Here is an 11,353-nt window from a genome sequence, read left to right as displayed (position 1 = left end):
TGACCCTGATTGCACCTGCAACCCGGAACTTGGGCCTGTCGGCGTCTCTCGATAGAGTGTTTGTGGACACTGGCGACGTGCGTGTGCGAATGCGCGCGAAGCGGGTGTAAACGGGGATGACGGGGAGTCGGGGAGGCCATCGTGGCAGTGGACTATGGGCCGGGCGTGTTCGGAGTGGACTTCGGCGTGGGCGTGGCCTCGCCGGCGGCTCTGGGCGCGCTCCAGATCGAATACGAATCGCTGACGGACTACAAGAAGCGGGTCGACGGTCTGCTGGCGAAGCTGGACGGCTCTCCGGCGAGCGACAAGAAACTGGCCGACGGCACCCTCCCGGAGACCTCCCTCGGCGAGGGCTTCGCGGAGGCCAAGCGGCTGTTCACGGCCTACTCGAACGTGCACACGCAGTTGCTCGCGCTGTCGAAGGGGCTGGCTGACCAGATCGAGGGGCTGGGGATCGCGATCCAGACGGCGGGACGGGGCTTCGGGGGCGTGGACGAGGACACGAAGCGGCGGATGCTGGCTATCAGCGAGCAGGCGAAGGCCAACTACGTCCCCGAACGGGACCCGCTCGCACCCCCGCCGCCGCACAGTTCTGCCTCGCAGGGTGCAACTCCCGGTGCGACGCAGGGCGGTGGCTTCTGATGGCGACGAACTTCGAGAGCCACACGCACCAGCAGCTGCTGGCCATGCTCGCCTCGGCCAACGCGGAAACCCTCAAGGCGCGCGGCGCCCAGCTGACGGACGCCGCGGCGATCATCAAGGAGATCGGCGAAAGCCTCAAGGACCACCGGGTGACCGGCTGGGAAGGCGAATCGGCCACGGCCTTCCAGGACTGGGTCAGTCGTACGGGCAATGCGACGCTGCGCCTGAGCGAGTACAGCGCCGAGGGCGGCAAGCAGCTGACACAGGCCAGCCAGGTCGTGATCGAGGTCAAGGCCAACATGCCGACCTACGACTCGTCGGCGGCCGCCAACCTCGAAGCGGCCCGTGAGTACCACAACGACCCGGACGCGCAGCAGATCGGCCAGCAGGCGCACTCGAAGCTGAGCGGCGACCGGCAGCAGGCGATCCAGCAGATGACGAAGCTGGCGCAGGGGTACGAGGCTTCGGCTACTGGGATGGAGATGGCGGAGATCCCGACGTTTCCGGCGCCGCCCAAGGCGTTCATTCCGCCGAAAGTCTCTGAGTATGGGGATGACGAACGCTCTGGAGGAGCTCCTCAGGGGGCAACCGGCGGGGCTGCTCAGGGGGTAGCTGGAGGAGCCTCGCAGGGGGTAATTGGGGCAGGCGGCTCGTCGTATGCCCCGTCACCAGCGGGTCCTGGCGGTTCGCCGCCTGGCTCCGGTTCTGCGCCCGGCCCGCAGCCGTCGCCGGTACCCATTCCTACGCCCCCGGACCGCAACATTGGTACCGGTCTCGACACCGTGGGCCCGGCGCCGAGTACGACCCTTCCCCCGGCCCCGGGAGTGCCCGGAGGCCCCGGTCCGGTCGGACCGGGCGGTGGCGGTCCGGGTGTTCCCCCCGGTGGGTTCGTCCCGCCCCTGACGCTGCCGCCGGGCGGTGGCGCACAGAAGCCGATCGGTGGTGTCGGCCCGGGCGGCTTCGGTCCCGGCGGGCCCCTTCCCGGTGCGGGCGGGGTCGGCGGGAAGGGCGGCGGACTAGGAGGTGTTGCCGGGCTGCCCCCGCGCGACAGCGGGATCTCGGGCGGCCGGCCGGTGACGCCCAGTGGGCCGGGCGCGAGCATTCCCCGTGGCACGGTCATCGGTGGCGAGGGTGCGCAGACGGCTGGGCGCGGTATGGGCATGGGCGGCGGTATGGGTATGGGTGGTGGCGGAGCGCAAGGCGGTCTCGGCAGTCCCATGGCCGGTCGTCGTCTCGCCACCGAACCGGGCGGCGTCGTCGGTGGGCGCCAGCCGGGTGTAGGTGGTCGCTCGATCGCTGGTGGGCAGCCGTTTACCCAGGGCGGTTCCGGCCTGGTTCGTGGTGGAGCGGGCTCTGGTCCGATGGGTGGTCCCATGGGTCACGGTGGCGCGCAGGTTCCAGGTCGACGGGGTGATGGCCGGCAGGGTGAGCGCCCCGACTACCTGGCTGAGGACGAAGAGACGTGGCAGGGCGATGGTCGTGTCGTCCCGCCGGTGATCGACTGAGTGGAGCGGACGTTGCACGGGATGCGTATGCGTAAGGCGACGGCGACCTTGGCAGGATTTCTGCTGGTCGGGATTGCCGCAACCCCAGCCCATGCGGAGAGCATCAGGTCCCGGCAATGGCATCTCACTTCAATGAAGGCCGAAGAGATCTGGAAGGCCAGCACGGGGGCAGGTGTCACCGTTGCGGTCATCGACGGTGGTGTGGCGCGCATTCCTGAGTTGGAGGGGCAGGTAGTCCCCGGCAAGGATTTCGCCACGACGTACAGTGGGGATGAGCGGACAGACTCGAATCAACACGGCACAGCGATTGCTGCGTTGATCGCGGGGACAGGGAAACATCCCAGTGGCGATGGCGCGTTTGGGCTCGCGCCAGGGGCCAAGATTCTTCCGATCCGTGTACCGGAAGCTGTAGACGTCAAAAACGCAGCCTGGACTGCGGCGATTCGCTACGCGGCGGATTCAGAGGCGAAGATCATCAATATCTCTTTGGCTTCGTCTCCTGACGATCCAGAGCGGCTTGATGCGGTGAGGTATGCCCTTTCTAAGGGGAAGTTGATTTTTGCTGGTGTCGGTAACGATGGGGAAACCACAAATGACGTTCTCTACCCGGCTGCAACACCTGGAGTGGTGGGCGTTGGTGCTGTGGATCGTGACGGCAAAGCTGTCGCGGAATCGCAGCACGGCACGCAGGTCGATCTGACGGCACCTGGTGGTGACATCGTCACGGCTTGTTCTGGCAAGACGGGGGTCTGTAAGGGCACGGGCACAAGCAACGCCACCGCCCTCGCCTCCGCCTCTGCCGCGCTGATCTGGTCCGCACACCCCGACTGGACCAACAACCAGGTACTCCGGGTCATGATGAAGACGGCGGGCAAGCCCGTCGACGGCGCCGAGCGCAGTGACTTCATCGGCTACGGCACTGTCCGCCCCCGCATCGCGGTGCCCAACCCCGGCGACCCCGGCCCCGCGGACGTCTACCCGCTCCCCGACCTCGCCGCAGCCGGCGGCGGTACCGGGACCAAGGCCCCATCGGCGCCCTCCTCCACCGCTCCCTCCGGCCAGGCCGCGGCCCCCGCTCCCCAGGCCGAGGCGAAGGCAGAGGACAGCGGCAGCCTCCCCTGGCTGGCCCTCGGCCTCGGTGCATGCCTGCTCATCGGCGGAGCCGTCACCGCCGTTGTCGTCCGGCGCCGGAGCCGCTGACTCGCGCGAAACTGCGGAACCGCACACCACCAGAGTCAGATGGGAAGCCCACGGCATGTCGTTCGACGAGGAATGGTCCACGGCCCGGAGCGCTGCCGCCGCCAACGTCTCCACGCGACTCAACAGCGTCCCGGCCGCGCCCGGCCCGGGCACCGGCAGCGCCGATCTCGAGCTCGACCAGGACCGCATCGGCGAGGTCGGCTCCGAGGCCTACAAGCTCCATACCCGGCTCTCCGCCGACGGCAAGCACGCCGCCGCCTCCACCACCGAAGCGGCCGGCGCGCTCACGCGCGAGGGCTTCGCCAGTGGCGCGGCCCTGCTTAAGGTCAACACCCGCTGGGAGAGCCAGCTCAAGACGCTCGTTGCCGCCTGCGCGAACATCTCCAACGGCCTGAACTACTCCCTCTCCTCGCACAGCAAGGAAGAGCAGCAGCTTCACGCCGATTTCACGGCCTCCAAGATCGACCAGCTCCTCAAGTAGCGAAGGCAGCGGACACGTGCTGACGTACGAGAACGTGATGAACGCGCCCCTGGGCCCGCTCCAGACCGCGATCAACGACTGGGCCGCGATGGTCAAGAAGCTGGATGAGCTGGCGGAGTCGGCCCGCAACGGGATGAAGGCCAAGTCGGACAAGGCCCAGTGGAACGGCGTCACGGCGGGTGTCGCCCGCCCGCTCGTCGACAAGACGGCCAAGGAATTCGACGACGCGGCCCGGCAGGCCAAGGGCATCCACCTCCTGCTCACCGACGGCCACGCCACCCTCAAGGCGGTCCAGGAGCAGATCAAGAAGCTGGTGGCGGACGCCCCGGCCGCCGGTTTTCGGATCGACGAGAGCGGGCGGGTGTCCGCGATCCCGCTCGCTGATGCGCAGGACAGATACGCGGCCCAGCACGATCCGGACTACCAGGCCTCGCTCCGCAAGAATCAGGGCCTGTGGCAGGACCGGGTCAACCGGGCCGTCGAGGACGCCCAGGACGCGGACGACTCCCTCGTCCGCGCGCTCCAGGCCAATGTCACGGACGACAACAACTTCACCGCGCCGAAGTACGGCACGCTCGACGCCGAACAGGCGGATCGGGCGGCCGCGTTGATGAAGCAGGTCGCGGGCGCGGGCGGCACGGCCCGCAACCCTGGGGCGCTGCGCGAGCTGGAGGACCTGCTCGACGACAACCGGGAGGACCCCGAGTTCGCGACGGGCTTCTACCGGACGGTGGGCGCCGAGGGCACGTTGGAGATGTACGCCACCATGTCCCTGGACGCCACGAGCCTCGGCGTCGCGGGCAGGGACCGTGCGCTGATGGTCGCGAACATCCAGAGCGACATGGGCGCGATGCTCGGCCTGGCCACGCACAAGGACGTGCCGAACCACCTCGACGCCGCGTGGACGACCCAGCTGATGAAGGCCGGCCGCAAGGAGATGCAGGTCACCGGCGGCGTGACGACGATCTACGGCTACCAGGCGCTCGGTGCGTTGATCCGCGAGGGCACGTACGACACGGAGTTCCTGACCTCGGTCGGCCGCGACATGGTCGCCATGGACCGCAAGGATCCGAAGGCCTGGGAGTACCACACCCCGTACGGCCTGGACCCGGTCCTCAACCAGGGCGAGGGGGGAGGGCGCGGCTTCTACCCGCTGACGGGTCTGATGGAGGCGCTCGGCAACAACCCGGACGCGGCGACGGCCTTCTTCAACGAGCCGGTCCGCGAGGACTCCAACGGCGACGGCATCGTCACCAAGGACGACAAGCCGGTCAAGGGCCAGCACGGCAAGGAACAGGGCATGGTCGACTACATGCTCGACAAGAAGCCGTACATGGACAGCTTCGACTTGGCGAAGGCGGGCGACCCGCACGCGGCCCAAGAGGCGCTGGGCGGCGCCCTGGAAGCGGCGGTGTCGGGTCGCGCGGCGGGCGACGAGGAGGCGAAGCCCGTACCGCACACGGGCCCGATGACGGACGTCATGGAACGCGTCGTCGAGAAGATCGGCGACAAGCCGGAGCTGGTCGTGGCGAAGCCGGGCGAGGACGGACCGCTCAAGGGCCTGTCCGGGCACTTCGGGCAGATGGCGGCCGAGTACATGCCGGACCTTCAGGCCTCGGCGGAGAACGGCAGCCGGACGATCAAGGTGAACGGCGAGATGGCCGAGTTCCACAAGGCCGACATGTCGGCCTTCATCGGGGTCGTGGGCCAGGACCCGGACGCCTACGGTGCGATCACCAACTCTCAGCGGGCGTTCACGACCACGCTCATCCACGATGTCATCGCGCACCGGAGCGAGTACGAGGACGTGGATGCGGCGATCAAGGTTGCCGTGCACCCGGGCGGCCAGATCGCGGGCATTCTCTCCGAGGCCAGGGCCGAGGGCAGTTTCGCGGAGAGCGGCCACAAGGCCGAGGAGTACGTCAAGGGCGTCGAGGACAACGCCAAGTGGATCAACCGCGGCATCAGTGCGGTGGGCGGCAAGTACCTGGAGCTGGTGCCGGTGGCCGGAGACATCGTGGAGTGGCTCCAGGAAGACATTACGGAGGGCGTGGTCGAGCGGGCGACGAAGGATCAGGCGGAGAAGAAGGGCGAGGTCGATCACAAGGCGGTGATCGACTATACGGATGCACAAAGCCAGGCCGGTGAGTCCGCGGCCCAGTCGGTGCGCAAAGCCGTGGAAGGTACCGGCATGAGCCAGAGGAGTATCGACGCGCTTGCCGGTGTGGCATCGACCGAGACGGCGAACGCCCATGCGGTCGGCCGAGGCCAGGTCGCCACGTCCAACGGAGGCTCCTGATGCGGAACGCCCTCAACTTCCTCGTGCTCACCGTCACGCTGGTCGCGGTTGGAGCGCTGGCGGGCTGCTCCGAAGAGAAGGAGTCGGCGGCCGCGAAGCTGCCGGAACGCTCCTGTTTCGGGGTCTTCAGCCGATCCGACCTGGCGCCTCTGATGGGTCCCGGCGAAGAGGTGAAAGACGCCTCGCCGACCGATCTCCGGCTGAACGCGGTGCGCCGTGGGGCCACGTGCAACATCTACGTGGACGGTCAGGGACGGGTTCTCGTCTCTGCCACGCGCCAGCCTCTGGGGCAGAGCTTCTTCTGGCTCCCCAACGACGCGATTCAGCCCGCGCCGGAGCCGTTGGCCCTTGGGGACAAGGGGCGTGTGTGGGACACGGGTGCCGAGGTCGTCCTCACCTGCAGGGGATCCACGGACTCCTTCGAGCTCCAGCTGACGATCGGCGGCTCCGTGGAGCACATGAAGCCCGCCGCCTGGCGCCCGCTGTTCACCGAGCTCATGAAGAAGTACTTGGAAGTCGCCAAGCAGCAGACCCAGTGCGGCGTGTAGCGCGGACATGGCGAAGGCCGCTCAGGGGAGTGTTCTCCCCTGAGCGGCCTTCCGCGTAGAAGCCGTGACCGGAATCGAACCGGCGTAACTCGCTTTGCAGGCGAGTCCCTCAACCACTCGGGCACACGGCTGGGTGGTGGTGATGTGCACACCGTACGAGGGTGCGGGAGGGCGGGGAAGGCGTGCGGGGGCGGTGCAATGTGACTGCCATGCCGCGTTCACAGAGGGAGGGGGAGGCGGCGGGCAGGACCTTTGGCCTAGGGCTGGAGGAGGGGGTGGGATCGGTCGGAATGACAGGGTCGAAAGAGCAGTACGGGCCTTACTCTTGGGCGATGAGCGTCCTCCCACAGCGAGCTGCTGCACCGGCTGCCCCGATACCCGACGACCCGAAGGGCGGGATCCTCGGGCCTGCGTACCGGACGCTCAGCATCGGGATCATCTCCGTCGTTTTTCTGATCGCCTTCGAGGCGACCGCCGTCGGGACCGCCATGCCCGTGGCCGCCCGGGAGCTGGACGGGATCGGGCTGTACGCCTTCGCCTTCTCCGCCTACTTCACGACCAGCCTCTTCGGGATCGTGCTCTCCGGGCAGTGGGCCGACCGGCAGGGGCCGCTGCGGCCGCTGACCGTGGGGATCGGGTCCTTCGCCGCCGGGCTGGTGTGTTCCGGGACCGCCGGGGCGATGTGGATGTTCGTGCTCGGCCGGGCCGTCCAGGGGTTCGGGGGCGGGCTGGTCATCGTCGCGCTGTACGTGGTGGTGAGCCGGGCCTACGAGGAGCGGCTGCGGCCCGCGATCATGGCGGCCTTCGCGGCGAGCTGGGTCGTGCCCTCGATCGTCGGACCGCTGGCCGCGGGCACGGTGACCGAGCACCTCGGGTGGCGCTGGGTCTTCCTCGGGATTCCCGCGCTGGTCTTCGTACCGCTGGCGGTGGCGCTGCCCGCGATACGGCGGAGCGCCTCCGGGCCGGTGGATCCCGAGGCCCCACCCGTGGCGTTCGACCGGCGGCGGATCCGGCTCGCGCTCGGGATCTCGGCCGGTGCGGGGCTGCTGCAGTACGCCGCCCAGGCTGCGTCCAATCCAGGCGCGAGGTGGCTGTCGTTGCTGCCGGGGCTCGCGGGGGCGGCCCTGCTGGTGCCCGCCGTGCTGGGGCTGCTGCCGCGCGGGACCTACCGGGCACGGCGCGGGCTGCCGTCGGTGGTGCTGCTGCGGGGCGTGGCGGCGGGGTCGTTCATCGCGGCGGAGAGCTTCGTACCGCTGATGCTGGTCACCCAGCGGGGGCTGAGCCCGACGCTGGCCGGGTTCTCGCTCGCGCTGGGCGGGGTGACGTGGGCGGCCGGCTCGTGGGTGCAGTCGCAGGGGCGGGTGGAGCCGTACCGGGAACGGCTGATCGTGCTCGGCATGATCATGGTCGCGGCGGCCATCGCCGGGGTGCCGGCGGTGCTCGTGGAGTGGGTGCCGGTGTGGATCCTGGCGCTGGTGTGGGCGGTGGGGTGCCTGGGGATGGGGCTCGTCATCGGCTCCACGAGCGTGCTGCTGCTGAAGCTGTCGGCGCCGGAGGAGGCGGGGGCGAACTCCGCGTCGCTGCAGATCTCGGACGCGCTGGCGAACGTGGTGCTGCTGGCGGCGGGCGGGGCGGCGTTTGCTGCGCTGGGCGGGGGAGCGGTGGGTGCGGCGCACTCCGTGGCGGAGGGGGTCGGGGCTTCGCACCCCGGTGCGTTCGTCGTGGTGTTCCTGCCGATGGCCTGCGTGGCCCTGGTGGGGGCGTGGGTGGCCACTCGGCTGAATGCGGAGCCCCGGCGAGGCTGAGGGTGGTGGTCCGGCGCGGCGCCGTTGCCGGGGGCCAGCCCCCGGGCCCCCGCTCCTCAAACGCCGGAGGGGCTGGATTTGGCTGCGCCGGGCCTGTGTGTGCGGGCCGGTGGAGCACGGAGCAGCCCGGTGGTGCCGGGGTGTCCAGTGGGGCGGCTTCCCGTCGCGGGCGGGGTGGGGAGAGGGCTGACACCGATTGGTACCGCGCGGTACCATCGAGTCATGGCTGGTCTCAACGTCAGGTTCACCGAAGAAGAGCTGGATGCCCTGCGCGAGCGCGCCGAGGCGGAGGGCCGCAGCATGCAGTCCTTCGCGCACGAGGCGGTGATCAGGGCCATAAACGAACATTCCCGGCTGTTCAACGAGGCGGCCGAGCACGTCCTGAAGGTCAGCGGTGAGCTGAACCGGAGGCTTGCGTGACCCATTACCTGACCCTGCCCGAGGTGCTGAACCTCGCGGAGCGGATCGGGACCAGTGAGGTGCGCGACTACGGGCTGCTCGATTCGGCGCTCGCGCGCCCCCAGTCGAGCGTGTTCGGTCAGGACGCCTATCCGGACATCTGGGAGAAGGCTGCGGCCCTGATGGAATCGCTGGCCCGCAACCACAGCCTGGTGGACGGGAACAAGCGCATCGCCTGGTACGCGACCTGGGTCTTCCTGCACATGAACGGCCACCCGCTGGATGCCGGCTTCGACGTCGACGAGGCCGAACGCTTCGTGCTGGACGTGTGCCAGGGCGCGCTGGACGTCCCCAAGATCGCGGCTCAACTGCCGAGGTTCGCGCGCTGACCCGGCGAATGTGACGCTCGCCGCACGCGCCGAGGTCACGGGCCTGTCCCTCCGCGAGGGGTGGGCCCGGGCCGGTAAGGTGGCCCGGTTGTCCTACGTACGACTGCCCGTACCGCTGGCCGTACCGATGCCCGGAATGCACGCCCGGAACGGATACGCCGCCGAGAGCCCGAACCGGAGACCGTGACTACTACCGCCTCCCACCACCTCTCACCCGCCTTCCCCGGCCGCGCGCCGTGGGGTACCGCCAGCGCCCTGCGAGCTTGGCAGCAGGGTGCGCTGGACCGGTACCTGGAGACCCAGCCGCGCGACTTCCTCGCCGTCGCGACCCCCGGCGCCGGAAAGACCACCTTCGCCCTGACGCTCGCGTCCTGGCTGCTGCACCACCACGTGGTGCAGCAGGTGACCGTCGTCGCGCCGACCGAGCACCTGAAGAAGCAGTGGGCGGAAGCGGCCGCCCGGATAGGGATCCGGCTCGACCCGGAGTACTCCGCCGGCCCGCTCAGCAAGGACTACCACGGGATCGCCGTCACCTACGCGGGTGTCGGCGTGCGCCCGATGCTGCACCGCAACCGGTGCGAGCAGCGCAAGACCCTGGTGATCCTCGACGAGATCCACCATGCCGGTGACTCGAAGTCCTGGGGTGAGGCCTGCCTCGAGGCCTTCGACCCGGCGACCCGGCGGCTCGCCCTCACCGGCACGCCCTTCCGGTCCGATACGAATCCGATTCCCTTCGTGGCTTACGAGGAGGGGAACGACGGGATTCGGCGGTCCTCCGCCGACTACACGTACGGCTACGGGAACGCCTTGGGTGATGGGGTCGTGCGGCCCGTCATCTTCCTTTCCTACAGCGGCAACATGCGCTGGCGCACCAAGGCGGGCGACGAGATCGCCGCCCGCCTCGGCGAGCCGATGACCAAGGACGCCATCTCGCAGGCCTGGCGCACGGCGCTCGACGCGCGCGGCGACTGGATGCCGAACGTGCTCCGCGCCGCCGACCAGCGCCTGACCGAGGTCAGGAAGGGCATCCCGGACGCGGGCGGGCTGGTCATCGCCGCCGACCAGGACTCCGCGCGCGCCTACGCCAAGCTGATCCGGGAGATCACGGGGAGCAAGGCCACCGTCGTACTGTCCGACGACACCGGGGCCTCGAAGCGGATCGACGAGTTCGCCGCGAGCAACGACCGGTGGATGGTCGCCGTCCGCATGGTGTCCGAGGGCGTCGACGTACCGCGCCTCGCGGTCGGCGTGTACGCCACCACCATCTCGACCCCGCTGTTCTTCGCGCAGGCCGTCGGGCGCTTCGTGCGCTCGCGCCGGCGCGGCGAGACGGCCTCGGTGTTCCTGCCGACCATCCCCTACCTGCTGGGCTTCGCCAGCGAGATGGAAGTCGAGCGCGACCACGTCCTCGACAAGCCGAAGAAGCAGGGCGAGGAAGACCCGTACGCCGACTCCGAGAAGGAGATGGAGGAGGCGAACAAGCAGGAGGACGAGGACACCGGCGACGAGGAGCAGATGTCCTTCGAGGCGCTGGAGTCCGACGCCGTCTTCGACCGGGTGCTGTACGACGGCGCCGAATTCGGCATGCAGGCACACCCGGGCAGTGAAGAGGAGCAGGACTACCTCGGCATCCCCGGGCTGCTGGAGCCCGACCAGGTGCAGATGCTGCTCCAGAAGCGGCAGTCGCGGCAGATCGCGCACAGCAAGCGCAAGCCGGACTCGGAGGCGGACCTGCTGGAGCTGCCGGCCGACCGGCGGCCGGTGGTCTCGCACAAGGAACTGCTGGAACTGAGGAAGTCGCTGAACACGATGGTGGGCGCGTACGTCCACCAGAGCGGCAAACCGCACGGGGTGCTCCACACCGAACTGCGCCGAGTGTGCGGCGGACCCCCGAGCGCGGAAGCCACGGCGGGACAGCTGCGCGAGCGGATCAAGAAGGTCCAGGAGTGGGCCACCCGGATGCGGTGATTTCATACGGAATCCGGCGCGGGGGGCGGGGGGAGTTTCGTACGGTCCCCGCCCGCCCGGGCCGTCGTAGCGGTGTCGCCGCACCCATGGTGGGAGGCCCTGCGGGGCCGTACGGGG

General features: G+C 69.3%; 11 protein-coding genes and 1 tRNA gene. 11 read left to right on the top strand and 1 reads right to left on the bottom strand.

Translation table 11 applies throughout. The features are described from left to right. The first annotated feature begins 141 nt into the window (after positions 1 to 141). From AC3IYI_RS15195 to AC3IYI_RS15170, 6 genes are read left to right on the top strand one after another with little or no spacing between them, the layout of a single operon-like run. Positions 142 to 642 carry a DUF2563 family protein gene (locus AC3IYI_RS15195; protein WP_489410685.1) on the top strand — a complete coding sequence of 167 codons (501 nt, stop codon included), beginning with the start codon at positions 142 to 144 and terminating at the stop codon, positions 640 to 642. Continuing rightward, positions 642 to 2,147 carry a WXG100 family type VII secretion target gene (locus AC3IYI_RS15190; RefSeq protein ID WP_489410684.1) on the top strand — a complete coding sequence of 502 codons (1,506 nt, stop codon included), beginning with the start codon at positions 642 to 644 and terminating at the stop codon, positions 2,145 to 2,147. The genes AC3IYI_RS15195 and AC3IYI_RS15190 overlap by 1 nt, the downstream gene beginning before the upstream one ends. A gap of 21 nt (positions 2,148 to 2,168) precedes the next feature. Next, positions 2,169 to 3,347, top strand: a complete 1,179-nt coding sequence (mycP, locus tag AC3IYI_RS15185; RefSeq protein ID WP_489410683.1) for a type VII secretion-associated serine protease mycosin — start codon at positions 2,169 to 2,171, stop codon at positions 3,345 to 3,347. 55 nt (positions 3,348 to 3,402) lie between these two features. Continuing rightward, positions 3,403 to 3,828, top strand: a complete 426-nt coding sequence (locus AC3IYI_RS15180; protein ID WP_489410682.1) for a hypothetical protein — start codon at positions 3,403 to 3,405, stop codon at positions 3,826 to 3,828. Between the two features lie 16 nt (positions 3,829 to 3,844). Further along, positions 3,845 to 6,127 (top strand): hypothetical protein, encoded by a 2,283-nt coding sequence (locus AC3IYI_RS15175; RefSeq protein ID WP_489410681.1) that lies wholly within the window; start codon positions 3,845 to 3,847, stop codon positions 6,125 to 6,127. Then, complete coding sequence (locus tag AC3IYI_RS15170) at positions 6,127 to 6,675, top strand: hypothetical protein (RefSeq protein ID WP_489410680.1); 549 nt, start codon at positions 6,127 to 6,129, stop codon at positions 6,673 to 6,675. The genes AC3IYI_RS15175 and AC3IYI_RS15170 overlap by 1 nt, the downstream gene beginning before the upstream one ends. A gap of 59 nt (positions 6,676 to 6,734) precedes the next feature. Here AC3IYI_RS15170 and AC3IYI_RS15165 read toward each other — a convergent pair. Beyond that, positions 6,735 to 6,806 (bottom strand) — tRNA-Cys (locus AC3IYI_RS15165). 201 nt (positions 6,807 to 7,007) lie between these two features. Between AC3IYI_RS15165 and AC3IYI_RS15160 the strand changes: the two genes are divergently transcribed. The 5 genes from AC3IYI_RS15160 to AC3IYI_RS15140 all read left to right on the top strand — a co-directional run bounded on the left by AC3IYI_RS15160 (position 7,008) and on the right by AC3IYI_RS15140 (position 11,236). Continuing rightward, positions 7,008 to 8,480, top strand: a complete 1,473-nt coding sequence (locus tag AC3IYI_RS15160; RefSeq protein WP_489410679.1) for an MFS transporter — start codon at positions 7,008 to 7,010, stop codon at positions 8,478 to 8,480. A 222-nt stretch (positions 8,481 to 8,702) separates the two neighbouring features. Next, positions 8,703 to 8,900 (top strand): plasmid mobilization protein, encoded by a 198-nt coding sequence (locus tag AC3IYI_RS15155; RefSeq protein ID WP_053702279.1) that lies wholly within the window; start codon positions 8,703 to 8,705, stop codon positions 8,898 to 8,900. Further along, positions 8,897 to 9,268, top strand: a complete 372-nt coding sequence (locus tag AC3IYI_RS15150) for a type II toxin-antitoxin system death-on-curing family toxin (RefSeq protein ID WP_489410678.1) — start codon at positions 8,897 to 8,899, stop codon at positions 9,266 to 9,268. The genes AC3IYI_RS15155 and AC3IYI_RS15150 overlap by 4 nt, the downstream gene beginning before the upstream one ends. 10 nt (positions 9,269 to 9,278) lie before the next feature. Next, positions 9,279 to 9,455 carry a hypothetical protein gene (locus tag AC3IYI_RS15145; RefSeq protein WP_243337306.1) on the top strand — a complete coding sequence of 59 codons (177 nt, stop codon included), beginning with the start codon at positions 9,279 to 9,281 and terminating at the stop codon, positions 9,453 to 9,455. Further along, positions 9,452 to 11,236 carry a DEAD/DEAH box helicase gene (locus AC3IYI_RS15140; protein WP_489410677.1) on the top strand — a complete coding sequence of 595 codons (1,785 nt, stop codon included), beginning with the start codon at positions 9,452 to 9,454 and terminating at the stop codon, positions 11,234 to 11,236. The genes AC3IYI_RS15145 and AC3IYI_RS15140 overlap by 4 nt, the downstream gene beginning before the upstream one ends. Positions 11,237 to 11,353: the final 117 nt, after the last annotated feature.

It is taken from the genome of Streptomyces sp. GL_148 (assembly GCF_057834205.1).
Note: the sequence above shows the minus strand (reverse complement) of the source record. Positions and strands in the feature narration are given on the sequence as shown.

Excerpts from the sequence above, each read along its gene's own strand:
- AC3IYI_RS15190 (WP_489410684.1), top strand. The coding sequence starts at position 642 with ATGGCGACGAACTTCGAGAGCCACACGCACCAGCAGCTGCTGGCCATG.
- mycP (WP_489410683.1), top strand. The coding sequence starts at position 2,169 with ATGCGTATGCGTAAGGCGACGGCGACCTTGGCAGGATTTCTGCTGGTC.
- AC3IYI_RS15180 (WP_489410682.1), top strand. The coding sequence starts at position 3,403 with ATGTCGTTCGACGAGGAATGGTCCACGGCCCGGAGCGCTGCCGCCGCC.
- AC3IYI_RS15170 (WP_489410680.1), top strand. The coding sequence starts at position 6,127 with ATGCGGAACGCCCTCAACTTCCTCGTGCTCACCGTCACGCTGGTCGCG.
- AC3IYI_RS15160 (WP_489410679.1), top strand. The coding sequence starts at position 7,008 with ATGAGCGTCCTCCCACAGCGAGCTGCTGCACCGGCTGCCCCGATACCC.
- AC3IYI_RS15155 (WP_053702279.1), top strand. The coding sequence starts at position 8,703 with ATGGCTGGTCTCAACGTCAGGTTCACCGAAGAAGAGCTGGATGCCCTG.